The sequence below is a fragment of the Lapidilactobacillus salsurivasis genome (assembly GCF_054785215.1).
On record NZ_BAAABI010000001.1, the window covers coordinates 202,429 to 226,994 of the forward strand.

At 45.8% G+C, this 24,566-nt stretch carries 19 protein-coding genes; 5 read left to right on the forward strand and 14 right to left on the reverse strand.

Translation table 11 applies throughout. From position 1 onward, the window contains the following. Positions 1-32: 32 nt before the first annotated feature. The 7 genes from ACYVSB_RS00930 to ACYVSB_RS00960 all read right to left on the reverse strand — a co-directional run bounded on the left by ACYVSB_RS00930 (position 33) and on the right by ACYVSB_RS00960 (position 8,320). The gene (locus ACYVSB_RS00930) at positions 33-1,028 is read right to left on the reverse strand and encodes a LacI family DNA-binding transcriptional regulator (RefSeq protein ID WP_461218059.1); all 996 of its coding nucleotides are present in this window, start codon (positions 1,026-1,028) and stop codon (positions 33-35) included. A 60-nt stretch (positions 1,029-1,088) separates the two neighbouring features. Next, on the reverse strand, positions 1,089-1,949 hold the full coding sequence (locus tag ACYVSB_RS00935) for an ROK family protein (protein WP_461218060.1): 861 nt from the start codon (positions 1,947-1,949) through the stop codon (positions 1,089-1,091). Continuing rightward, positions 1,946-3,430 carry a glycoside hydrolase family 32 protein gene (locus tag ACYVSB_RS00940; protein WP_461218061.1) on the reverse strand — a complete coding sequence of 495 codons (1,485 nt, stop codon included), beginning with the start codon at positions 3,428-3,430 and terminating at the stop codon, positions 1,946-1,948. The genes ACYVSB_RS00935 and ACYVSB_RS00940 overlap by 4 nt, the downstream gene beginning before the upstream one ends. Further along, entirely contained in the window at positions 3,423-5,045 is a 1,623-nt protein-coding gene (locus ACYVSB_RS00945) for an ABC transporter substrate-binding protein (protein WP_461218062.1), read from the reverse strand. The genes ACYVSB_RS00940 and ACYVSB_RS00945 overlap by 8 nt, the downstream gene beginning before the upstream one ends. A 22-nt stretch (positions 5,046-5,067) precedes the next feature. Next, a complete protein-coding gene (locus ACYVSB_RS00950; protein ID WP_125599997.1) occupies positions 5,068-5,955 on the reverse strand; it encodes a carbohydrate ABC transporter permease in 888 nt (295 codons plus the stop codon). 10 nt (positions 5,956-5,965) lie between these two features. Continuing rightward, a complete protein-coding gene (locus tag ACYVSB_RS00955) occupies positions 5,966-6,877 on the reverse strand; it encodes an ABC transporter permease (RefSeq protein ID WP_225422187.1) in 912 nt (303 codons plus the stop codon). A 399-nt stretch (positions 6,878-7,276) separates the two neighbouring features. Continuing rightward, positions 7,277-8,320, reverse strand: coding sequence for a zinc-dependent alcohol dehydrogenase family protein (locus ACYVSB_RS00960; protein ID WP_461218063.1), 1,044 nt, complete (start codon positions 8,318-8,320; stop codon positions 7,277-7,279). 451 nt (positions 8,321-8,771) lie between these two features. Between ACYVSB_RS00960 and ACYVSB_RS00965 the strand changes: the two genes are divergently transcribed. From ACYVSB_RS00965 to ACYVSB_RS00975, 3 genes are all read left to right on the forward strand, one after another. Further along, positions 8,772-8,963 carry a hypothetical protein gene (locus tag ACYVSB_RS00965; RefSeq protein WP_125600004.1) on the forward strand — a complete coding sequence of 64 codons (192 nt, stop codon included), beginning with the start codon at positions 8,772-8,774 and terminating at the stop codon, positions 8,961-8,963. A gap of 723 nt (positions 8,964-9,686) precedes the next feature. Then, a complete protein-coding gene (locus ACYVSB_RS00970; RefSeq protein ID WP_461218064.1) occupies positions 9,687-11,453 on the forward strand; it encodes an oleate hydratase in 1,767 nt (588 codons plus the stop codon). Between the two features lie 44 nt (positions 11,454-11,497). After that, positions 11,498-11,689 (forward strand): hypothetical protein, encoded by a 192-nt coding sequence (locus tag ACYVSB_RS00975; protein WP_461218065.1) that lies wholly within the window; start codon positions 11,498-11,500, stop codon positions 11,687-11,689. A gap of 166 nt (positions 11,690-11,855) precedes the next feature. Here ACYVSB_RS00975 and ACYVSB_RS00980 read toward each other — a convergent pair whose 3' ends face one another. Then, positions 11,856-12,428, reverse strand: a complete 573-nt coding sequence (locus tag ACYVSB_RS00980) for a TetR/AcrR family transcriptional regulator C-terminal domain-containing protein (RefSeq protein WP_461218066.1) — start codon at positions 12,426-12,428, stop codon at positions 11,856-11,858. Positions 12,429-13,295: 867 nt separating this feature from the next. Here ACYVSB_RS00980 and ACYVSB_RS00985 point away from each other — a divergent pair. Together ACYVSB_RS00985 and ACYVSB_RS00990 are read left to right on the forward strand one after the other, a co-directional pair. Beyond that, positions 13,296-14,591 (forward strand): hypothetical protein, encoded by a 1,296-nt coding sequence (locus tag ACYVSB_RS00985; protein WP_461218067.1) that lies wholly within the window; start codon positions 13,296-13,298, stop codon positions 14,589-14,591. Positions 14,592-14,789: 198 nt separating this feature from the next. Next, a complete protein-coding gene (locus tag ACYVSB_RS00990) occupies positions 14,790-15,080 on the forward strand; it encodes a hypothetical protein (protein WP_461218068.1) in 291 nt (96 codons plus the stop codon). A gap of 770 nt (positions 15,081-15,850) precedes the next feature. Here the strand turns inward: ACYVSB_RS00990 and ACYVSB_RS00995 are convergent. The 6 genes from ACYVSB_RS00995 to ACYVSB_RS01020 form a co-directional block, all read right to left on the reverse strand. Continuing rightward, positions 15,851-16,294: a GNAT family N-acetyltransferase gene (locus ACYVSB_RS00995; RefSeq protein WP_461218069.1), complete on the reverse strand. Its 444-nt coding sequence runs from the start codon at positions 16,292-16,294 to the stop codon at positions 15,851-15,853. 33 nt (positions 16,295-16,327) lie between these two features. Continuing rightward, entirely contained in the window at positions 16,328-17,482 is a 1,155-nt protein-coding gene (locus tag ACYVSB_RS01000; protein WP_461218070.1) for an iron-containing alcohol dehydrogenase, read from the reverse strand. A gap of 23 nt (positions 17,483-17,505) precedes the next feature. Continuing rightward, positions 17,506-19,422, reverse strand: a complete 1,917-nt coding sequence (gene iolD / locus ACYVSB_RS01005) for a 3D-(3,5/4)-trihydroxycyclohexane-1,2-dione acylhydrolase (decyclizing) (RefSeq protein ID WP_461218071.1) — start codon at positions 19,420-19,422, stop codon at positions 17,506-17,508. Continuing rightward, a complete protein-coding gene (iolC, locus tag ACYVSB_RS01010; RefSeq protein WP_461218072.1) occupies positions 19,415-20,392 on the reverse strand; it encodes a 5-dehydro-2-deoxygluconokinase in 978 nt (325 codons plus the stop codon). Before iolC ends, iolD begins: the two co-directional genes overlap by 8 nt. Before the next feature lie 49 nt (positions 20,393-20,441). Continuing rightward, positions 20,442-21,260, reverse strand: coding sequence for a 5-deoxy-glucuronate isomerase (gene iolB / locus ACYVSB_RS01015; protein WP_461218073.1), 819 nt, complete (start codon positions 21,258-21,260; stop codon positions 20,442-20,444). A 209-nt stretch (positions 21,261-21,469) separates the two neighbouring features. Then, positions 21,470-24,553 carry an alpha-mannosidase gene (locus ACYVSB_RS01020; protein ID WP_461218074.1) on the reverse strand — a complete coding sequence of 1,028 codons (3,084 nt, stop codon included), beginning with the start codon at positions 24,551-24,553 and terminating at the stop codon, positions 21,470-21,472. Positions 24,554-24,566: the final 13 nt, after the last annotated feature.

The following is a 24,566-nucleotide window of genomic DNA, read 5'->3' on the forward strand; positions in this document are numbered from 1 at the left end:
TATTGATAACCGTAATCGTTGGCGCTTGCCCCTTACTTCAGGTCGATTTGCCGTGGTTTCGTTGTTCCCCCGTCCTCGAAATGCACCGGCAAGACCGTGCGTTGTGGGACGGTTTGACCCTCGATCACCGCGATCAAGCGCGCCACCGCCTGCTCGGCCATCTCCTTGACCGGCTGTGCAATCGTTGAAACCAGATAATCAGCGCCATCATTGATCCGCTGACCATCAAAGCCAATGACCTGTATGTCTTCCGGAATACGATAGCCCTGCCGGCGCAAAATCCTGATCACATCTAAGGCCATCCCATCATTGATCGTAAAGATCCCATCAATGGTTGGATGTTGCCCGATCAATGCCACCACTTGCGTCACTAGATTTGGCCAAGTGATGGGCTCCAACATATCGAGGACATGGTAGTTGAGGCCGCGCTCGTTGCACTCGATTTCAAAATATTTGCGTCGACTTTTCGTTTCATTGGGGGTTTCCTGATAGCCACCGATATAGGCGATATTTTTGCAACCCCGCGCGACCAGCTCCGAAACCGCCATTCTGCCGCCGGTGGAATTGTCCGCCGTGACATAAATGACATCCTCAGTAAAATAACGATCGATACTCACAAATGGCAAGTTACTCGAAATGTATTTATCAATGTCAGAATAAGTAATGCCGATGATCCCATCAACTTTGTTCTGAGCAACCAACTGAATATAATCCTTTTCTTTCTCTGCATTACCATCTGAATCACACAAATACATTTTGTAATGCCGTGCTTCGAGGCTTTTCTCAACTCGGAAAGCAAATTCAGCAAAGAAAGGGTGCCAGACACTGGGCAGAATCAAAGCAACGGTCTGCGTTCGGTTGGTCTTCAGCCCCCGGGCGTAAAAATCAGGTTGGTAGCCCAATTCAGCAATGGCCGCTTCAACTTTTTGCCTAGTGGTCGCCTTGACTGAGCCATTGTTCAGCACCCGAGAAACAGTTCCTACGCCGACACCTGCTAATCTGGCGACCTCTTTCATCGTTACTTTCATATCCGCGATCCCTCACATTCATAACCAAAGTATAATGTAAGGTTTAAAGATTAGCTAGTGTCAATTGACTTTCCCCATGGCTAAGACCAAGCAACCTAGGATGCCCTGCTGATCCGCCAAGCGCGCTGGTTGAATATAGTCGGTTATGGCAATGGTTCGATAGCCATGATCCAAGGCGAGAAACTTTCGTCTGATGCCTTCGATGACCCGCGGCTGCTTCATCACACCACCACCTAGAACGATCACTTCCGGATCCAAGGTTAGACTGGCATTGTAAATGGCTTGACCCAAATAGTTTTCGATCAACTCCCAAGCTGGATCAGTTGCCGGGATCGCTCGGCCCGACTGCCCGGTTCTTTGCGTCAAGGCAGTGCCACTAGCCATCCCCTCCAGACAATTACCATGATAGGGACAACAACCAGCAAAAGTATCCCGAGGATCGATTGCCAACGCAACATGCCCCATTTCCGGATGTGCTAAGTTGCCGACGATTTGACCGCGATTGATCGCCCCAGCACCGATACCTGTTCCGACAGTATAGTACAGGCAACTTTTGAGCTGCTGCGCATTACCAAAAAAGTATTCCCCATAACACGAAACATTAACATCGGTGGTGACCATCACCGGTATCTGCAACGCCGCGGTCAACGTCGCGACGATTGGATAATTGACCCAAGCTTGCTTAGGTGTGTTCGTGATATAGCCGTATGTGGGGGACTGCGGATTCAGATCAACTGGACCGAATGTCCCCAGACCGATCGCCGTCAATCGATATTTTCGAAAGAACGCAATCGTTGCGGCCATCGTAATTGCTGGTGTTTCAGTGGGAATCGTCAACTGATCAACGATTTGATATTTCTCGTCACCGACGGCCAGAACAAATTTAGTTCCGCCTGCCTCGATCGCACCATATAATGTCATGATTTAACCCGTCCAATCTCAAAAGAAATAATTCGTGCCTGACCAGTAGCGGTGAATTCAATATCTTCGCCCCGCTCAACTTCATAGAAGGTCATCGACATCGTCTCAAGCCCATTGATGAAAACTTCAAGGGAACTCGTATCCCGAAAGACCTCGATTACTAGCTGCTCACTGACTAACGGCACCGTCACGGTCCGCTGATCATGAGCACCTGGCTCGTCTCCGGTGATCACATAACCCATTTGTTTCCGGGAAAGGGTGAAGGTGCCCAGGGACTGGTCATAGATCATCTTCAAGCAGCCGCTGTGGCTCTTGGCAAAGTCGATCTCAAAGCGTTGCGCCGCAGTCAAATCAATCACGGCCTGGAAATAAGTATTCTCTTGCACCAACTTATGAAAGGTCACCGGCTGTGTCGTCACTTCAATATTCTCTGAGCCGTAGCTATATTCAAGATCACGATAAATAGTCGTTAACGGCTTTTGTAATAAGCGTTGATCGCGAATATGCAGTTCGCGCGGTAGTGTCATGGACCCCGACCAATGATGATCCAGCTCGGCGGTGGGCATCGTTCGTCCCCACATTTGCATCCAAGCCATCATGATCCGCTGGCCACGACTATCAACCAAGGTTTGGGCCGCATAGAAGTCCAAACCATGGTCCACCTCATGATAAGTTTGCGGACTAAATTGACCGCTGGCCCAATCCATCGCGCCAATAAAAGCAACGGTCGAACTAATATTCTGATACTCTTGGCCCTGAGCCTTGATTTGGACTGGTGAGACCAATAATACCGTCTGACCATCCAAGTCGAAGAAGTCCGGGCACTCCCACATCACACCCTGGTCAGCATTACCCGCTAACAAAACACTCTGATAGTCCCATTTCAGTAGATCCGTTGAGGTGAAAAGCAAGACCTGCCCCCGTTGATCTGCTGTCTTTGATGCAACCAGCGCGTAAAAGCGATGATCATGAATAACGACCTTTGGATCACGAAAATCATGAAGATCACCGACTGATCCTAATTCCGTCCCACTGATCACTGGATTGCTAGTCAACTTCTCAAAGTGAACCCCGTCTTCAGAAACGGCGAGACATTGCGTTTGATAGGCTACCCCAGCTTCCACGCGGTGACCGGTGTACATCAGATATAGCCGTTGCTCATACTCAAAGGCACTGCCTGAGAAGCAACCATCCTTGTCGTACCATTGATCTGGCGCCAGCGCAATGGGTAAGTGTTCCCAATGGATCAGGTCCTTAGATTTCGCGTGTCCCCAATACATCGGGCCCCATTCAGCCGAATAAGGATGATACTGATAAAACATGTGGTATTCATTGCGATAATAGATAAAACCATTGGGGTCATTGATCCAGCCGACTGGCGCCATCAAGTGATAGTGATTCCGATATCGGGGATTGACCTTATTGCGCTGATGTTCGACGAAGCTGTTAGCTTGGGCCAGCAAATTATGCTGCTCAATCATTGGCACTGGCCCCCTTCACAAATTTATCATAACCTTTCTGTTTGATCTGCAACCAATCATCAAGCCCAACTCGTTTCAGTTCCTTGAGATACGCTGGCCATTCCTTATCGATCTTGCCATTGGTGATCCATTCAGCCCGCTTACGATAAATATAATCCCACATATCCGTTTCGATTTTTGCCAAACGGTCGGTATCCTTCTTATCTAAGAAAACCTTAGGGTAAGTATTGTCATTGGTGATATATGGCGTGTAAGTCTGATGCATCAAGTTCAGGCGCCATTGGGCATCATCTGGCATTGTGGTCACTTTACCATAGTAACTGTTCAGCACAGCCAACGGACCAGCGCCTTCAGTCTTTTGCCGCAATTCGCCGGGTGCCGTACCATTGAGGGGCAAATGATGTAACATCCCATCCTTCAATTCGAAGATATTGGCCTGCTTCTTATCGCCATATGTGCCCCAGTTATTCTGAACGGATTGTAACGGTTCATACATTTTGTCGACCCATCGTGCGGTCAATTCTTGATTCTTATTGGCGCTGGTGATCACAAATCGATCCCGTGAGAAGCCCATCCCATTCGTCCGCGTCACATGCTTTTCCCCACTCGGGCCAGCCAAGACTGGCAACACATCATAATCATCATTATCCCCCGTGATATTGGTCTTATCCCAGGTGAAATAAACCCCCAGCTTCTGAGCCTTACCCTTGGCTACGTAAGTATTCCAATCTTGTTCAAATGCTTCCGAGTCGATCAGGCCCGCTTGGTACATCTCGTGAAAATACTTAATTGCCGCTTGATAACCAGGTTTATCCGCCGTAAAGATTGCCTTCCCCTTATTATCCACGATCAAATGGTCATCATTGTCCCCTAGACCAAAGGCCGCAAATAAGAATTTCAGATCCTCATTGCCACCATTATTGATAAAGGAGAACGGAATTTCATCGGCTTTCCCATTGCCGTTAGGGTCCTTGGTCTTGAAAGCCTGCAAAACCGTCATCAATTCGGCTGTCGTGGTCGGCATTTTCAAGCCTAATTTCTTTAGCCAACTTGTATTGATCCAGGCCATGTCATTGACCGTATGGATCGATTCCTTATCTTTACCCAATTCCTCGATCCAAGGGAATGAATAAATATGACCATCTGGCGCAGTGGACAACTGTTTATATTCCGGATTCTCGGCGAATATTTTCTTCAGATTAGGCATATATTTGTCGATCAGGCCTTCTACCGGCACAATGACATCGCTATCCGCCCAATTCAACAGATCATAATCACTTGCGCCAGCGTTAAAGATGGCGTCAGGCAAATCACCACTGGCAATGTCCAAGTTTCGTTTTTCTGCAAAATCCGCATTGTAATTGGTCCAGTCGATATGCACATTCGTATCTTTTTCCAAGCGTTTGAAGATCAGTTTACTATTAGGATCTTTAGGGGCCAACGCTGCTCCTTGGGAAATCATTTTCAACGTTACTTTCTTCTTCAATGGTAATTTGACCTTAGTCAATTCATAATCTGGACTGGATTTTGACGCAGCAGCCCCAGATTTACCACATGCTGTCAGGGTCAGCGCCGTAACAACAAGTAATGATAACGCAAGAATACTTTTCTTCATTTTTCTCTCTCCTTTTTTTGGTCTAGCCCTTGATCGAGCCAACCAAAATGCCCTTATCAAAATATTTCTGGAAGAATGGATACATCACGATCAACGGTAAACTGGAAATAACGATCGTTGAATACTTGATCAACTCCGCAATTTGTTTCATTTCGGCCATAGCCGTATTCGCGCCGATCATATCCTGGGAAGGCTGATTTTGGATCAGAATATTTCTTAACACCAGTTGCAAAGGTTGCAAGTCGGGATTCTTTAAGTAAATCATGGCGTCGAAGTAGGCGTTCCACTGCCCAACAAACGCGTACAAGAACAAGACGAACATGATCGGCTTAGCTAGGGGCAACATGATCTTGAAAAGGATTTGCAGATCATTCGCCCCATCGATCGTCGCCGCCTCCGACAACTCTTTCGGCAACCCGTTGAAATAAGTCCGTGCTAGAATGATATTCCAAACATTAACGGCCCCAGGAACGATCAAGGCCCAAGGTGTATCCAGCATACCCAGATCTTTGATGATCAAGTAGGTTGGAATCAAACCGCCCCCAACAAACATTGTGATGACAAAGAACATCGTGATCACATTGCGGCCAACAAGGTCCTTTTTGGACAACGGATAGGCCGTCAGCATCGTCACTAAGACCGTCAAGAAACTAAAAGTGAACGAGTAGAACAGCGAGTTCATAAAGCCACGCAGAATCGATGAGTCGGCGAAAACCCGACGGTACCCTTGAGTGGTCCAATCACGCGGATTGAAACTGATGCCCTTGTTGATCAGCGTCGCCGGATCCATAAAAGAGGCAATCACAACGTAAATCAACGGGATGATCGTGATCAGAACCAAGAAGGCGATAATGATGCGGTTGACCCGCATGATGCGTTTATCAAATTTGGTATACGTTTGCATATCCATGTGCGTTCACCTAGAGTCCTTCCCCGTCGTTTAATTTCTTAGTAATGCCGTTGACGATGACCAACAAGACAACATTGATCACCATATTGAACAAGCCCACTGCTGCTGAATACGCGTAATCCCCGGATTGCAGCCCGATTTTGTAAACATAAGTGGAAATGATCTCAGAGGTGGGAATATTCATTGAGGTCTGCATCAAAAACGCCTTTTCATAGCCGACATTCATAATGTTGCCTGCCGAAAGAATAAAGTTAATGACCATGATCGGTCTTAATGCAGGTAAATCAATGTGCCAGATCCGTTGAAGAATATTAGCCCCATCCAAATTGGCTGCTTCGTAAAGATCCGAATTGACCCCCGCCAAGGTTGCCGTGTACAGAATTGATGACCAGCCAATGCCTTGCCAAATTCCGGAAAGAATATAGATCGACCGGAAATAGCCAGGATTCGACATGAACAAGATCGGATGCCCCGTTATCTTCGTGATCAAGCTATTGATCGGACCGTTCGCGGACAAGAACAAGAACAGCATCCCCACGATGATGACCACCGAGATAAAGTTGGGGGCATAGAGAATCAGTTGCAGTTTCTGGCGAATCTTCTTACTGATGATCTGATTCAGCGAAATCGCCAAAATGATTGGCGGCAAAAAGCCCAATAATAGCCCATAAATACTGATTTTCAAGGTGTTGGTCAATAACATACTGAAATTTGGTGAAAAAATGAAATCTTTGAAGTGTTGCAAGCCGACCCAAGGACTAGCCGTGATTCCTAACATCGGATTGTAATCTTTGAATGCAATAATGGCGCCATACATTGGAAAGTACTTAAAGATGATTGTCAGAATCACGCCGGGCAATAACAAGACGTATAACCATTTATCGCGTTTAAGTCGATTCTTCGTCTTGGTCCATTTACTGATTCTGACCCCAGACGTCGCCTTGAGCGATTGCTGATTCTGAATTTCTGAACTGTTTTCCAATAGTTCCTCCTCCTTTTAGAAACGTTTCCACTTTAACCCAATAAAAAAGTGGAAATCTTGATACCACTGGAAGTCTGCTGTGATCGATTGATTTTGGAAACGTTTCCGTTTTCATTTATAGAATAAACCCTTACGGCCAGGTTGTCAACGCTTTCTCAAAATTTATTTCAGTCGTACTGGTCAAGCCAGCATTTTCGCGAGGCAAAGCTGGTCTTTCAGCGGTAATCGGTTTTTGCTAGGCCACAAGACGGCCATGGATACAAAAAGTCAGCACGCGTTCGACGTGCTGACCGGAAAATAACGTGATTGAGATTGAACCCCGCGAATCTCGCTGGATCGTTACGCTTCGCTAATGATCAACAAGGATTTGATTGCCTGACGTTGATCCATAGCTTGATAGGCAGCTTGGATCTGATCCAAGTCGAAGCGTTGGGTGAAGACTTTGCCGGGCTCGATTTTTCCAGTTAGCACCGCCTCCAGCAAAACGGCTTTGTCATCGCTGGTCACGGAAGCGATCCCGCCGCGCAACCCAACATTACGCCAGAACAAATCATTGGTATTCATCTCGGCTTGCTGGGGAACACCGACACGACCAACAACAGCGCCGGGACGCGCGACCTTGACCGCGGTCGCAACAGACTGTTCGGTCCCCACACATTCCAAAACCGCATCCGCGCCAGCGTTGGCAGTCAGGGCCAGCACCTTAGCAACTGCCGCATCGCCCCGTTCAGGCACAATGTCCGTCGCGCCAAATTCCCGGGCCAATTTTTGACGATCTTCGTGGCGGCTCATGGCGATGATCCGCTTAGCGCCCAGCAATTTCGCCGCGATCACACCGGATAACCCTACGGCGCCATCGCCCATCACAACCACCGTATCGCCAGCCTTGACTTCGGCGGAAGTGGCAGCGTGGTAACCCGTAGCCATCACATCAGCCAGGGTCAAAAGCGAATTCAATTGTGCGTCCGTATAATCGGCGGGTTGGCCGGGCACCTTGACCAGCGCCCAATTCGCGTTAGTGAAGCGGAGATATTCGCCTTGATAACCACCATTGCCACCAGCTTCACGGTTCAAACAATCCCCATCAAAACCAGCCAGGCAGGCGGCACAATGCCCACACCCATGGGTGAACGGCGCGATCACAAAATCACCAGGCTGAACGGCCTTGACCGCGGACCCCACTGACTCGACGATGCCGATCGCCTCATGACCGATCAACGAATTGGCGGCCCGTTGCGAGATCCCCCGATACCACCACAGATCCGACCCACAAACACAAGCCCGCAAGACGCGGATGATCGCGTCGGTTGGCTTTTCCAATTCGGGTTTGGCCACCTCCGCAACTGCAACTTGACCAGGTTTAACAAAAATTCCTGCTTTCATCTGAGACACTCCTTTTCGATAAATGGACGCCGACCTAACCGCTAAGATGGGTGAGCGCTGATTTTAAATGTGCGCCGCGCAACTGACTTTTCCGCTTAACTACGCCTGATCTTCGGAAGCGAAACCCGCTTCCAAAGGTCAGGCTAGGTTAATGCTCAAAGTCAAACCGTTGCGCTCTGCACTCTGATTTTAAACGTGCTCGCCACCCCAGTGCTTTCCGCTTAACTACGCAATTATTGATTAAACCAACTAATCACGGTTATCCATTGCATGGAGCTTCTCAATTGGACAGAGATCGTCAGTCGGCGTGAGCACCTGAATGAATAGGATACCGTAAGCTGCGGGCAACATACGATTGACTAACTTCATGGACAACCCAGACCACATTCACGAAACAAGCTTTGCCTGTGTCGCCAATTTTAAGATAATAACCACTAGCCACGGCAGTTAATTGCGTGGTTCCTCAGCAATTGGCCATAGTTTGCCAGTTAGCGTGAGTGCTCAAACGACTATTAAAACGTTGAGCGGCTGGAGCGGAGAGAATCGGGGTGAGATCGCCGTGAAATTGGTCTTAGTGGCTTTGCCACTTAGACCAAGGCTCAGCTTTGAGATTTTCGGCGTCCTTCCGAAAAGCTCAAAGTGACGCCCACAGCGAGCTCACCCCGATTCTCGCAGTGCAAGCCGTGGGCATTATTGAAACGTGCTCGCCGACCTAGCTTCTTCCGCTTAACTACGCTAGGATTCCGGAAGCGAAACCCGCTTCCATAATCCTAGCTAGGTTAATGCTCAGAAGCTGTGCAGGTCGGCTCGCACTCTGATTTTAAACGTGCTCGCCACCCCAGTGCTTTCCGCTTAGCTACGCAACTGTTCCGGAAGTAAAACCACTTCCAAAACAGTTGCTAGGCTAATGCTCAAGCACTACCCGGGGTGGCTCGCACTCTGATTTTAAACGTGTTCGCCGACCTAGCTTCCTCCGCTTAACTACGCTAGGATTCCGGAAGCGAAACCCGCTTCCATAATCCTAGCTAGGTTAATGCTCAGAAGCTGTGCAGGTCGCCTCACACTCTGATTTTAGTCTACAACGTTGTAGTAGGTAGAAGGCAAGTGTTTTTTCAAATTTTCTTTGTCGATTTACGGGCTTGGCTTAGGGACTCGTTTTCTGATCGGATTCGCTGCTTGAACTGGGCGTTATGGGGTATTTTTTAATTGAGATCTCGTTGTGGTGGCGGTCTTCATTGGTGTGGTGATTAGAGCTGCTGCCCTGCTGATTTTTGGACAAACATGCTGAGTTGTCCATTGTTGCTGCTGGTAAATCGCTCTAGACTAGAGGCAAGTGATTCGAGGAATCACACTAAGGAGGCAACATATGTACTATTCAAATGGTAATTATGAAGCTTTTGCACGGCCGAAAAAGCCGGAAAATGTCGATCAAAAATCGGCTTATTTAGTTGGATCTGGTCTGGCGTCACTGGCCGCTGCGGTTTTTCTGGTTCGTGATGGTCAAATGGCAGGAAAGAAGATCCACGTTCTAGAAGAGCTCAGCCTACCTGGCGGGAGCATGGATGGTATTCTGAACAGCCGCGGCTACATCATTCGTGGCGGTCGGGAAATGGAGCCCCATTTTGAAACCTTGTGGGATTTGTTCCGTTCGATCCCGACCTTGGAGGACCCGAAAGTTTCTGTGCTGGACGAATTTTATTGGCTCAACAAAGAGGATCCTAGCAAGTCCGCCTGCCGGGTCATTGAAAATCGCGGTCAACGTTTGGCCAGCGATGGTCAGTTGACCTTATCCAAACAAGCCATCAAAGAAATCATCGATTTGGTGATGACGCCGGAAGCTGATCTCCAAGATGTTAAAATCAACGATGTTTTCGGTCCGGAGTTCTTCCAAAGTAACTTCTGGCTGTACTGGTCAACCATGTTCGCCTTCGAACCATGGGCCAGCGCCACGGAAATGCGCCGTTATCTGATGCGTTTCGTTCACCACGTCGCAACGTTGCAAGATATGTCCGCCTTGAAGTTCACGAAATATAATCAATACGAATCGCTGGTCAAGCCCATGATCAAGTACCTGCAAGATCGCGGCGTGGACTTCCAATTTGACACGGTGGTCAACAACATTGAATTGAATCACGACAATCACGGCCTGACCGCCACCCAAATCGACTTGACCGTTGCGGGTAAAGCGACGACGATTCCGCTGACACCAAACGATCTGGTTTTCGTCACCAATGGTTCGATCACCGAGAGTACCACTTATGGCGACAACGATCATCCGGCGCCAATGGAACACGAAGTCGGCGCCAGCTGGCAATTGTGGGAAAACTTAGCCAAACAGGAACCAGCGTTAGGTCATCCAGAGAAGTTTTATCGGAACATCCCGGCGGCTAACTGGGTCATGTCCGCCACTTGTACCTTCAGCGATGATCGCATCGTTCCTTACATTCAGAAAATCACTGGCAAAGATCCCCACAGTGGCTCGATCGTCACCAGTGGTCCCCTAACTATTCGCGATTCTAATTGGCTGTTAGGCATCTCCATCAGCCGCCAGCCCCATTTCCAACAACAAAAAGACAATGAATTGATTGTTTGGTTATATGGTCTGTTCTCTGATCAACCTGGTAATTATATTCATAAGAAGATCACCGAATGTACCGGTCAGGAAATCTGTGAGGAATTTCTGTACCATATCGGCGTACCAACCGATGACATCGCCGACATCGCCGCCGATGCCAATTCGATTCCCCAACACATGCCTTACATCACCAGCTACTTCATGCCACGGTCCACAGGTGACCGGCCGCTGGTTGTGCCAACTGGGTCAACCAACCTGGCCTTTATTGGTAACTTTGCGGAAACGGAACGAGATACTGTTTTCACTACCGAGTATTCCGTCCGGACCGCGATGGAAGCCGTCTATCAATTATTGAATGTGGATCGGGGCGTGCCCGAAGTCTTTGATTCATCCTTCGACGTGCGGGTCTTGATGCGAGCCGTTTATTATTTGAACGACCACAAATCCCTGCAAGAATTACCATTAAATTCAGCGGAACAGCTGGGCGTCAGTGCCCTCTTGAAGAAAGTCAAAGGCACCTATATCGAACAATTATTGCATGACGCGAAATTGATTTAAGCTGGCTCGTAGCTATCTGTATTGATTTTGAAGGAGGTTTTCTCATGAAACATAAGAATTTGATCCTGGTCCCCATCGTGTTGGCCGCTGGTATTTATGTTGGCCATCGTTTCGGTCACACCATCGCCGCCGCGATCAACGAACACTGCGGTGATGCCCCGGCGACCAATAATTCGGCGGCCGCTGAGCAACCCGTTTATATTCGCGAGACCTTAACTAATGGTCAAGGTCTCTAAACCGTAATAACCGCCAAACTGGGCGCCTAAATTAAAAAGCAGATCGAGTGAACGTCGCTCGACCTGTTTTTTGATAGGAAATTTATTGTGCTCTAACTGTAGAAAAGCGGACGCACTTAAGGGGCCTCACTAGTGCTCCCCCCAAAAAATTCAAGCGTAAAACATTCTAGTGATCCGCCGCCGAATCACTTTCATCAAGCGATTTCTGAACGATCAATTCGATCGTCCCCTGCAACATCAACTTGGCCCGCGCCAACATTTGCGCTTCGGTCTCGCGCAATTGGTCATCCAACCACCGCAGTAATTGCGCCGCCAAAGCGCCCGCATAAAAATCGACGATGGCGTCAGCGACCGCAGGCGCCAAGTGATCATCAATATCCTTGACCACCGGCCGCACCACTAGAACCCCAACTGAATAGAGAAAGTTTTCCAAAAAATGCCGCCCGACCGAATTCGCCGCCGCCAAACAAAAGTCGCGGTTATCCTGAACATAAGTCAACATTTGTTGATATTTCTCCTGCCAATTCGCGGCGGACAAATTGGTTTGGATCTGGGTAACGATCTCCTGATCGAAAGTCCACTCTAACAATTGATAAATATCCTCGAAATGATAATAGAACGTATTGCGGTTGACATGCGCTCGCTTGGTCAGCGCGTCGATCGTGATGTGCGCCAGTGGCTGCTGCGTCATCATGATCTTCAAATTATCGGCCAGCACTCGCTTCGTTGTTTTGGTCATCGTTGACCTCCATTCTCAGCTCTCAGCAAAAAAATCGATAAACTAACTATAGCACTTACCAGCTAATTTAGGCGGAAATTCACCTAGACTTGAAATGATCCCAGGTAGCTGCTTGCAATGTGGTACCGCGGCTGGCGCTACGCGGGGCGTTGGTGGCGGGCGGATGTGGTGGGGCTCCAGGTCGGGCTGGGGGTGGTGGAACGCGGCGGGCATCACTTTGAGCTTCGCGAAACCCGCGCGAATCTCAAAGCTGAGCCTTATTCTAGGCGGCAGAGTCGCCAAGAATAATATCGCGGCTGACTCACCCCCAGCCCGACCTTCCGCCTGACAAATGAACAGCCCACCAACGCCAGAGTGCGGAACACAACGGGTTGACTTTGAGCATTAACCTAGTCAGGATTTTGGAGGCTGGGCTTTGCCTCCAGAAGCCTGGCGTAGTTAAGCGGAAAAGTCAGTTGTGTGCAGCACGTTTCAACGCCAGAGTGTGAGCCGACCTGGGCAGCTCCTGAGCATTAGCCTAGCAACTATTTTGGAGGCTGGTCTGTGCCTCCGGAATAGTTGCGTAGCTAAGCGGAAGAAGCTAGGTCGGCGAACACGTTTCAATGCGGAACACAACGGGTTGGCTTTGGGCATTAGCCTAGCAATTATTTGGGCCATTTACCAAATGTTAGAACGAATCGAATAAGGACACAGCGCACAGCGAGCTCATTTCGAGGACGACGGGCTATTTTGATTTTTGCTAGCATACGAACAGTTTTGCTGGTCCAGCCAATGTTCGTTAACAAGAATTTTCACGGGATTAACTGACTGAACATGCTATAATAAAACGAATGATTTGGTAAGGTCAGGCTCAGATAGGAGAATTAAATGGAAAATACACTCATTATTATTCTGATCGGCATCGTTGTTGATACCGCCATTTTTGGATGGTACAAATGGCGATCGGATAGGGGCAACGTCACCAACCCCCAAACTTCACCGCGGCAACACAAACAGAACCCAGCCGCTATCAAGGCGCTGATCAATGGCGAACCGCTGCCTGTGGAGAAAATCCAACTTTCTCAGCAACAAGAAAAACGACTGGCGCCAATCAAGGATGCGATGCTCATCGCCCGGATCAACGCTGCCTTTCCAGCCTTAATCACTGTCGCTCAACACGCTAGTGCAACCGGCGCCAAGCAACTTTCGAACACCGGGGACCTCTATCGGATCAACATTCCCGCCGGCAGTGAACTTGCCCATGTCAAGAATAATCCAACCACGTTCCGCGGTTTCACCCGAAAAAATGGCAAAATCGCCCATCAGGCCACGCTGACAAAGGTGGACTCAACGACGATAAATCAAACTACGAATCTGACACCATCCGGCGATGTTTTTGCCGCCGTAATGGCTGTTGGGTCATTAATTGTTAACGAATATTATCTAGATGAAATCAATACGAAACTGACGGACATCAACAACACGCTTCAGGAAGTCAGCGAGTTCCAAAAGCGTGAATTCAAAAGCCACATTTTGGCTTTGATTACCCGGACTGGCGAAATCTCGCAATTTAGTCTGGAAATCAGCGGTAATCGCAATTTGACCCAACGAAAATTACAAGTCTTGGAGACCTTGGAAACTGAGGTAACCCAGCTGCTCCAGCAAGTCAATTTGACCGTCACCGATTTAATCACCCAGAATCCAACAGTTAACTACGACCAATATCAAGCCCTAACCAGCGAATTCGCTACGTTAACTAGCTATCAAAACGCGCTGATGGCCCTAATCGCGAAAATTGGGGAACTTCATTACCTGTTGGGGCAAGGTGAAGTCTCCAAAGCATTGGCCACAGCCGCGTTGACCGACTACACCAAACTCACCCAGACAAACGCTCAGGCCCTTGTCAACTGGCACGAAACTCAGATTGACCACCTCAAGATTCAATTAGATCATAACCGTCTAAACAAATCGGGATTTCAAGGTTTAGTCGCAAAACCCCTAGGTCTTTTTAAAGAAGATCTAAACTACAAGCCATTGGCCCCAGGATTGCGCGCGACGATCCAAGCGCAACTTCACGGCGACCACTCCTCCGCGCAACAAAATCTAGCCAACTTTGAAAGCAACGTTGAGCTGATTGCCAGAGATGACCAATATTATTATCTTCCCAGCGGTCTAGATGCCTGAACTGGCCTGAACGATAACCTACTACCTCCTAGGAACTGATCGGTGCAGCAACCTCTAAGGAACCCGCTCTCCGAATCCATCCAGTCGCCTCAGTGGTATAATTGGCTTATTAAATCAACATCTCGTGATTCTTACTCTGTTAAGAATTACAAAATTACCGCTAATCGCAAATTCAAATCAAGCTCAGGATGTTGCACGATGAACGATGAGAATGATTTTTTAATGCGTCAAATCAAGAGCTTCGCCGAAGGACTGGGCTACATGCTAGCCAAGAAAAAAGGCGCCGGAGCCGACGATGTCACCATCGTCTTTCCCGACGCCGAAACTAGTCTTGTTTCCTATCAACAAGCTCTCCTCCAAGAAACCAAAACAAACAATTTTGACGCTGCTTACCAACTTCTGGAATCTTGGCGCGCTAATCGCATCAGTCAGCGCCAATATTTACGGCTGGCTAGTTGGTTGCAGGAACGGCGCTTTGATGGAGAATGACAGCAATCAAGCATGAGGTTTTAATGAACGAAGAATTGGCCTTGGATACGTTCAAAATTTCAAACTGGTTTTCTCACAATAAACAGACTGCAAAAATTCACGCTCAACAGATTGCCGAGCTGTCCATAGTTCTGTCCTTGAATATTTAGCAAAAAGAAGCGCTGATCGCTTCCATTGAGCGAATTCCTTCAGAGCAATATTTCGAAAATTTTTGGTAATTTAGTAGTCTAATAACGGCCAAAGCAAACTTTGATTAGCTACCCACCTGGTACAACCATTTTTCCAGTTGGCGTAAAGTTTAAGTGGGTAGATTATTCAAAGATAAAAAGGGAGACTCCTCTTAATGCTAGAATATTATTGGCAAACAACGCAGAATTGTTAACTTATTTTGAATTTGAGATCGACAGATTATTAAATTGTTTATTATATTTGGCTGATCCTATAATTAATAGACTGAAAATTTCCAATCTAACATTATACGGAATACTTGGAATAATCCTGACTCATCAGGACGATTGAAGCAAAGATTCAACATTCGGAAACACTATTTTCGTCTTATGTACAACCGACATCTTGGATAGGCGCTTTGAGAGAACCCTATTGCTAGGTGGTTTTTTATTTCGCGGTCTCAACTGGGGCTGTAGGCCCTAATAAAATAACCCTGTCGACAATTCAACAGGGTTATTTTGTGTCACACAATTCTCGACCATGGATCATACAAACGACTAATAGAATTTCATCATATTCAGCTCGATCCATAAATTCGTATTTCATCTTCTCACTTTAACTGCCAAGCGCTTGACCAAGTAATAAGTATCTACACCATAAAAAGGCATGTCGGCAAGCTCTCCATAAATCTCGAAACCATTTTTCTGATAGAATCCCAAAGCCTGATAACTTCTCGTAGATAACAATATATTTCTAACATGATACTTGCGAGCAACTTTCTCCACCTCTCGTAACAGCTGACTGCCGATACCACACTTTTGATACCCGGGATCAACCGCGAGAAGCGAAACATATAAACTCTCATCACCGATATCGCCTGTTAAGCCACCGATTATTGAATGATCTGAACAGGCTGTTATCGAAACCTTTTGATTGAATGATTGATGTGATGGAAAAGCCTCTTGTTGTTGCTGATCTAATATCGTCAGCAGGTATTTGGCTAATTCTTCTGAGCCGCGTGAATCTACTACGATTCCCATTTCCATATACATGCCTCCCCAAAAAGCAATAAGGCCTAGCTAATCTTTCCAACTTTTCAAATAAATTTGTTTTATTTCTGAGATCGTAGGTATCGATGGATTATTCGCAGGACTACCACTGGCGATAGCATCTTTCGCCATCTTATCCAATGAATCCAGAAACTCGGATTTATCAATTTTGAAATTTCGATAATTTGGCACTTTCAAGTTGTCTAGTAAATCGTGTAGTTCTGACAAGAAATAATCGGCCAAATATTCATCTGTCCCATCATTTTCCGGATCAATATACCGTGCGATTGACGCTAGTTCCGTAATTATCTGTGGTTTGGTAAACTTCATGACCTCTTCGAGTAAAATTGCATTCGAGAAACCATGTGGAATATGATAAAGTGCTCCTAATGGTCGGGACATTCCATGAATTAACGTTACCGACGAATTTGAAAAAGCAATCCCGGCCTCCAAAGCTGCCTCTGCTAGATTTGTTCGGGCAATGATATTATCTGGATTCTGATAGGCTATCAACAAATTTTCCATAATTAATTTTGTTGCCGATAAAGAAAAAAGTTTAGTGATTGGCTGCGCCTTCTTAGAAATATAGCTTTCCAGTGAATGACACAGTGCATCTAATCCCGTGGCTGCAGTAACTGCACCTGGACTAGTCCGACTCATCATTGAATCAACAATGGCAACTTGAGGCAAGAAGGCATACTGTTTAATCATATATTTAACATTTTCTGAAGTATCGGTAATCACGGTAACATCTGTCACTTCTGAACCTGTTCCGGCGGTTGTGGGAATGGCGATTAATGGAACTGGGGCATTATTAACCTTTTTACCATTAGCAAATTCTTCATACGAGCCAGAATTATTAAGTAAAACTGCCACTGCCTTTGCAGTATCAATGCAACTACCACCACCAACAGCAATGATTGAATCATAACGGTACTTTTTGCAATAAGACAATGCTTCACTCACAATGGTATCGGTCGGTTCTTGATCGACACCATCGAATATCTTCCAAAGAACCTTTTGCTCATTCAAACTAGCTAAGATATTATCCAATAGATGCAATGAAACGATTAATTTATCGGTAATAATTACCGTTCTACTACCAAACGAATCGCTGATCTTGCCAATTTCATCAATTGCTTTATCGCCATATATAATTTTTTGAGGTATGGTTATTTGATACATTTTAAATGTCTCCTTAAGGTAATTTAATAGGCAAAGGCATCCGTAAGTTTCTCGCCTTTTTCCCGTAGACTATTTTTTGTGGATCCGTCGGCCGTAACTTGAGCGACACCAGTATTCCACCATGAGGAATAGCCATCGGACATTGTTTTAGGTAATACTCTGATATGGACAAGTGTGCTTCGATCCGACTCGATCATCTTGGCCAACGCGTCATCCAAATCGTCCAGACTGCCAACGGTATATGCCTCAACGCCATATGCCTCTGCTACTTTAGCATAGTCAACCGTCATCAATTTGCCTTGATAGTCCCTGAGCTCCGTTCCAAAGGAAGACATACCGTTCCCCATTTGTAAATTATTAATACAGCCAAATCCCGAATTATCAAATAGGAGAACATTAATTTTCTTTTTATACTGAATGCTTGAAAGCAATTCAGAGTGTAACATATTAAAACTACCATCACCTAGCAATGCAAAAACCTCTTTATCCGGATGTGCAATTTTTGCGCCATATGCTCCAGCAATTTCGTATCCCATTGTCGAATAACCGTAATCCACATTGTAGGAATTAACCGTTCGAGCCTGCCAAAGGCGTTGCATATCTCCGGGAAGAGAACCGGCGGCACCAACAACGACACTATTAAGCGGTATCCTTTGGTTGATTTTGATTAAGGCAGCTGTCTGCGTAATATTAGTCTGTAACCGTTTTGCGTATTCGGTCAATACTTCATTCGAAAATTGCTCACTTATTTCTGGCACGTAATTTGCTGCGCCATAAGAGGTGTGCGCTAATCGATTTCGCTCAATCTGCCAATTCTGGATTTCTTCTTCTAAAAGACCACCATACTGTGTATGAAAACTCCCAGGTAGTTCTTTCTCAATCTGCATTAGCGCAGTTCTCGCATCAGCCACAACTGCGACTCCACCCATCTTATAACCCTGCACACGAGATACATTGATATTAACGAATTGGGCTTTGCTTGAATCAAATGCGGTTTTAGAAGAAGTGGTGAAATCCGAATATTTTGTTCCAACCCCAATGACTAGATCTGAATGTCTAACAATGTTATTTGCTGATGCACTCCCGGTGACCCCAACACCACCCAAATTGAGATGGTATTCCGATGACACGGTTGACTTACCCGCCTGTGTTTCAACCAAGGGAATCGTGTGTGTCTGAGAAATTTGCTGCAGAATATCACCTGCCTCCGAATACTTGGCACCACCACCAACGATAATTATTGGTCTCTGACTATTTCGAATTAATTTCACGGCTTCTACTATTTCTCTCTGCGTGGCCGACCTGCGATCACTATAATACGTTTTCTCAGCAAAGAAAGTCTCTGGGTAGTCATAGGCTTCCCCCTCAACATCCTGCGGGAGTGCAAGTGTTACTGGCCCAGAGCTAACGGGGTTGGTGAGGACTTCGAACGCCTTTGTCAAAGCACTCATTAATTGCTCAGGACGTTCAATCCGATCCCAATAACGTGAAAGTGGCCTCAGAGCATCGTTGGTGGATATACCTTGACACTGAGGTTGTTCAATCTGTTGGAGAACCGGATCAGGTTGCCTACTCGCAAATGTATCTCCTGGAAGAAACAATACGGGCAAGTTATTGGCCAGGGCAGTTCCAGCTGCAGTCACCAAATTCGCCGCCCCGGGCCCGACAGACGAGGTCACGGCAAAAATTTGATGACGGAGTTTCTCTTTTGCAAACGCAATCGCCGCTTGCCCCATCCCCTGTTCATTTTTACCTTGAAAAACTTGTAAATGACCAGGATCCTGTTCCAAAGCCTGACCAATCCCTAGAACATTCCCATGACCGAAAATATGAAACACACCTTTTACAAACGGGGTCCTATGACCATCAACCACAATATATTGTTGATTCAAAAACTTAACTAAAGCCTGTGCAGTTGTTAATCTGATTGTTCTAGGCATCGTTTGCATCTCCCCATGGTTGATTTTCAATAACCTGTTCAATCTCAGCTTCACTGGGCATCGCCTCAGATGAGCTATGTCGACTAACAACCAAAGCCGAGGCCGCACTTCCGTATTGCAGCGCCTGTTCAATCGATTTCTTTTGAATCAACGCACATAAAAATGCCGCAGCATATGAATCTCCAGCTCCAAACGTTTTCAGAACATTGGCCTTGTAGGCAAAACCACGCGTGATGCTTCCATTCCTTTGATACGCGAAGGAACCCTTAACACCATGTTTTATGACAATGAGTTCTGGGAAATACTGAAAAAGGTTACGCACTGTTTCTTGATTATTACCATTGGTACTATGCTCGAGAACATTAAATTCATCACGAGTACCAATGACAATATGTGCTTTTTGGGCCACCAGACGATAATACAAGGCCGTTTCCTCACTCGACTTCCATGTGTAAGGCCGATAATCCAATTCGAAGACAACCTTCACTTGATGTTTTTGCGCATACTCAATGGCCAAAAGAGTCGCCTCTCGTGATGGACTTTGTGACAAAGCCGTTCCTGAAACCAACAACATCTCGCTGTTTTTGATATACTCCTCCGATACTTCATCCGGAGTAAGATATAAATCCGCGACATTGTCGCGATACATTAGAATACTACATTCTTGTGGGCTTTTGATTTCGGTAAAAGCAAGACCCGATTTGTGACCAGAATCATCAAGTATCATTTGAGTCGTATCGACACCCGCCTTTTCCATAAATCCCTTTACAAAATGGCCATGCTGATCGTTCGAGATTTTTCCGATGAACCCGACAGACTGTCCCAATTTTGCCAACCCAATGGCAATATTAGCCGGTGATCCGCCAACATACTTCTTAAAAGTAATTGTCTCCTCCATCGGCCGATTAATTTCAACAGCATTTAGATCAACACAGGCTCTTCCTAGCGTGACAACAGCAAACTTTCTCATTCATAAACTTCCTCTCTCAATTACCAATCCAGATCATACTGGAGAAACATCATTGCCGATTCTTTACCCATTCATGTTCCGGATCATCATGAAAACGCCAGAGCTTATCAGGCCCAGCCATAATATTCAAGTAATACGAGGTATAGCCATCGGGAACTCCTACAGGATGATATCCTCTCGGCACAATAACGACATCTTGATTCGTACACGACATTGTCTGGTCGATCATACGATCATCTGAATAAATACGTTGGAACACAAATCCTTGGGACGGATTTATTTCATGGTAGTATGCCTCTTCCAAAAAAGACTCTTCTGGCGGATTGCTAATGTCGTGTTTATGTGGTGGGTAGCTTGAGAAGTTTCCGCCCTCCGTATAAACCTCGACGATCAATAGCTTCTCACTAATGGCATCTTGATCGGACAATATCGTCTGTACATACCTTTTATTCTGATACGCACCTCGAACTTCAATTAAGACATCATCAGGACTGATGAGCCGTGTTAGATGAACCTTATTTGCCTTTGTTGCCGCAATCAACACTCTAGATTTGGTTTCAGCGATAATCTTGTATGCGTTCCCTTTTCCAACGTAAACGCTATGGGTCGGTTTTTTGTCAAAAACAGAAGAACGCGTCCCAATGGAAGAAAATGCTTCTCCGCTGCTTGTCTCAACAGTCACCCTTCCACAAAGAATAGTGGCACAACTTTCTTTGCCAGAATCAAAATAATCAACCTCACCGCCCGGTTCAATCTCATAAACAGAGAATTCTACATACTTCAACCCACTGTTTTCACCTGAAATGTACTGAACCAAACGAACTTTACTATTTATCGGAAATAAAATCGGTTGCTTTAAAAAATTCATGTTTACACCTCTCCAAAAAGATAGGGTCTGACATCAACGACTGACACTCGTTACGAAAGACCCTGAACTTCTATGTTATCAGCCCTACTTAACGCACCGAAAACCCACTCACGTTTATTGATGCGCTCATATGAACATTCAGTGCTCCGCGAATAAAACGCCTAAATTCAATAGATATCTGTGACACTATGAGCACAATGATGAACGGATTATCCAAAGCGAATTGTTTTGATCTCGTACGGCGCAAAAGTTAGGTCAATTGACGAGTCGCTGGGTTCGCTAATGTTTCTTTCTAAAAGGTCTGTTTCGTTCCACCACTTTAGCGTCTCAATATTCATTGAGACAACATCACTCCCGCCTGCGTACTCATGGACACGCAGTATCCATCCATTTCCATCCTCAGCTTTCTTTAACGCATCGACAACAATGTTGGCCTTAGCACTGATTACAATTTTCGGTAGGTCAGTCGTGTTTCTCAATACCAGAGGTGCTTCATTGATTTCCCACGCTTCCTGGACAGTTCTCCCCTCAACAAAGTCACCCTGATGCGGGAATAAGCTATATACAAAATGATGTTTGCCAATATCTGCCGTTGGATCCGGATAAATTGCGCCCTTTAGGAGACTTAATCGCATTCTTTGACCCTTAACATCACAACCATATTTTGAATCATTCAGTAGGCTGACGCCAAAATCATGTTGAGAAAGATCCATCCATTGATGAGCCACAGTCTCAAACTTTGCCATCTCCCAACTCGTATTCCAATTGTTTGGACGCCGGACATTTCCATACTGAATATCATATGTTGCATACGTCGACCGAACATCGACATCAAACTTGACCTTGAGAAGTTGTTGTCTCTCCTGCCAATCAACATCGGTAATGAAATCAATTCTCTGCGTATGGTGATATAGACGCATTTCTTGTTTAAGGATCGACTGACCAAATTTAAACGAAAATTCAACTGCCTGAAAAATGCCATTTGGCTGTTTGATTGTCACCTGATCGGCAACCAACTCCTTAAACTTTTCCTGATAATAAATATCGATATCCCAAGCGTCAAAGTTCATCGGCTTATCTTCAAATAACTGAAAAACATTTCCGGTTCCACTCAGAATTTCACGGCCAAGCCTTTTGTCAAAAATCGAAGTAAGTTGGCCTTCCTTATTCCAGCTGATTAAGTAGGAATCGTTTTCTATTCCCATATGACTGGCCACTACAGGTAGGGGAGTCTTAGCCTCATTTTCACCATTTACTACTTTTAACACTTTCTTACCCAGTGCAGGTACTGCTTCAACCAGTGCGAACAGCTTATTATTGCTCTCATAAGATCGTATCTGATTTCCTGCTTCATCAACATACACTTGACCTAAAGATACCTTAGGTAATTCCACCAATTGTGAGCGCTGCCAATTCGCCAGATTAAAGATTGCTAAATCATCTTTTGTCGGCTGCAGTGGGGCCAATAGGCTTCTTGCTTGTTCGAACAGGCCTTCCATTTCAACATGATTGTCCTGGTATACCTCATGGATCGAGGATCCTGGAATAATATCATGAAACTGATTCCGTAGGATTACTTCCCACATGTAAAAGATTTCATCTTTCGGATATTTTTGTTGCCCGGACATTTCCATTAATGAAAATAGAATCTCGAGTTGCCGTAATATGAGTTCGCTCCGGCGGTTGGCTTTCTTCACATAAGCCTGGGATGTATATGTTCCGCGATGATACTCAAGGTACAATTCCCCATCCCAAGTGTGAACATATTCTTTCGTATTTTTGAAGGTCTCCTGTAATCTATCGAAATAATCTGCTGCCTTCCCAGTTTTAACGTTTGGTAAGCCAGGAATCTTATCCAACACCCGTCGCTTTTCTAGCATATCGCGACCCACGCCGCCGCCACCATCACCAAACCCATATGAAATCAGCATTTCACTATTGATGTTTTTGTCCCGATAGTTATCATATACGCCTAAAACGGTCTCTGGTTCTAACTCGCCATTATAAGTGTAATACCAATTTGACTCCCAAGAATTCTCTTCTCCAGGTTCCGGGGTGGTTACAAAGTGAGTTAGAACCTCTGAACCATCTATGCCACGCCATTTGAATGTATCGTGAGGCATCCGATTGAACTGATTCCAACTGATTTTAGTGGTCATAAAAGTATGAATACCACATTTGGTTAAGATTTGTGGCAACGCCCATGAATATCCAAAAACGTCTGGTAGCCATAGGTAGTGGATGTCCTGATTAAATTCCTCTTTAATAAATTTCGCGCCGTGGAGTATTTGGCGTGTCAAAGATTCACCAGATGGAATATTGCAATCTGCTTCCAGCCACATGCTTCCATCAACTTCCCATCGGCCTTCCTTTACCCTTTTCTTTATCTCAGAGAATATTTCTGGGTAGTCTTCTTTAACGAACTGGTATAACTGGGGTTGAGTCTGTAAGAAAACATATTCAGGATACTCATCCATTAACCGCAATACCGTTGAAAAGCTTCGCGCGGCTTTCTCTCTAGTATGTTTTAATCGCCATAACCAGGCCACGTCAATATGCGTATGACCCACCGCTGTTACTGTAACCATCTCTTCCTTTGGTATATTTCCAATTCCTTCATTTACCTTCGAAAAGGCTAGATCAATTGATTCGTAGAATTCTTTACTTTTTGGTTGGGACCAATTGATTTCATTGATGGACTCATTCAACACGGCAGATAATTTATACTTAATTGGGTTGTCTGTACTCAACTGATTGATTGTTTTGTTGATTGCATCCGCATAATAAAACAACTGATCAACAACGACCATTTTCCGACAAATAGCGGCCTGTTTAAATACATGAGTTTGAATCCGGGGTTCCCCGCCCCCCTCCAGACCAGACCAAAGCTTCAAAACTATTTCAACCCTCTGACCTCGTAATTCATTAGAAATCTTAACTTCTTTGTGGTTTGAATCCACGCCTTGATACGGTTTGCCATTGATAAATAGTAACGATTCAAAGCCGGAGCTATAGCCTCCACCCGTATGACCAAAATCAAGAACTAGAAATAAGTTATCCTGATCAGGAAAATCAATCTCCCGCCGAACCCACAGATAGTAATCTCGTCCCTCCCATGAGTCTCCAAGATTAAATGGTGTTGCCTTAGAGAAATCATGCGGTGGATATTTTTCTTCCTTCGTCTTGTCCTCAAGTACCGTCCAGTCAGAGAATGATTCGACTTCTGAAAACCGATATCCTGCCAGCTCTTCAATCCGAGCCGATAGCTTTTCTTTAAGATAGAACAAACTCATTGATGATTCCTCC